At 43.2% G+C, this 1,214-nt stretch carries 2 protein-coding genes; both read right to left on the reverse strand.

The genetic code is table 11. From position 1 onward, the window contains the following. Positions 1-178, reverse strand: a 178-nt coding sequence (locus ENTHG_RS26300) for a carboxymuconolactone decarboxylase family protein (RefSeq protein WP_342355175.1), incomplete at its 3' end; no start/stop codon positions are given. A 565-nt stretch (positions 179-743) separates the two neighbouring features. Beyond that, the coding region (locus ENTHG_RS00045; protein ID WP_044171989.1) for an SDR family oxidoreductase at positions 744-1,214 on the reverse strand (471 nt) is incomplete at its 5' end.

Raw genomic sequence — 1,214 nt, forward strand, 5'->3', positions numbered from 1 at the left:
ACATACCACACTTTATAAGATCGCGTGTATGTATATCAATACAATGCGCACAGCCATTAATCTGAGATACTCTCAAAAAACCAAATGTATGAGTTCTTCCGGAAGACTTGTTCCTGTTGTGGCGAAATGATGCAGCGCTCCCAGTGCCTTTGATCCTTCCGCAGATACTTGAAACCAATTTGGACGATTCATTTTCTTTCCTTTATAGATGATTAGGTTGATGATTTATCTATAAAAATATATCTGACCTTCTTCAGAAGGGTTACTAACTGATAGTTCAGTGTTAACTCATAATATTTAAAATTGACATATTAAAAAGGTACAAGGAAGGTAAAAATGCGTAGGACATAAAAAACGGATACCATGAATTTAATATGAGTTTAAATTTGATTTAACAAGGATGGTTTTATAATGACCAGTTATAGTCTTTATGCGGAAACGAAACCGTGGAATAGGACTCGGTAAATGCCTCATTAGTGTGGTTAAGGATGTGAAGGATATATCGTCGAAACAATATTTCGTCTCGCAGAATTGACGATTACCAGCACGCTAAAGCATGGTTATCATAAATGGAAATCGACGTTCCTAAGGGGTAGAAGTTTACTCCATCAGTAATGAAAATCATTCTGTATGTCCATCTCTCGCTCTAGCGACTTTACAACCAACTGGTGGGTCCGCTCCTTGCCAGAAGCGAACGTTTGAATGAAATAGCCAGCGATATTGCGGGCTCGCTTCGACATTTTTCACCAAGGCCAGGTGTTGTTTTGATAGTCGAGGAACAGATGTTTTTTATCATTGCGATGCAGCGCAATGACATCAACCATTCCGTTGACGCTGGTTTTCACATCAATCTCTGCTTCAACAGCGCCGTCCAGGGTGCCCATTGCTGTCGCTGCCCAGCCCGGATGGATAGACAGGACAGTATGTTCCCCCTGACTAAGATCCATATAAATACAACGAGCCAGCATATTTAACGCCACTTTACTGGCCCGGTAGAGCTCAAGACCTATTCCCGGTTCGGTATTGCCGGCAATGCTGCCACGGTGCGAGGACATAAAAACCAGGGTGCCGGCAGGTTTAAGCATCGGCAAAAGGTGCCGGGCCAGACGGGCAGGACCAAAAGCATTGGTCATCATAATCTGCTGGAATTCAGCATCAGATGCCTGCAACACTGACTGATGCAGAGGGCCATAGATTCCGGCAACCATAGAGAT

Source organism: Phytobacter massiliensis JC163 (assembly GCF_000321045.1).
Lineage (GTDB): Bacteria > Pseudomonadota > Gammaproteobacteria > Enterobacterales > Enterobacteriaceae > Phytobacter_A > Phytobacter_A massiliensis.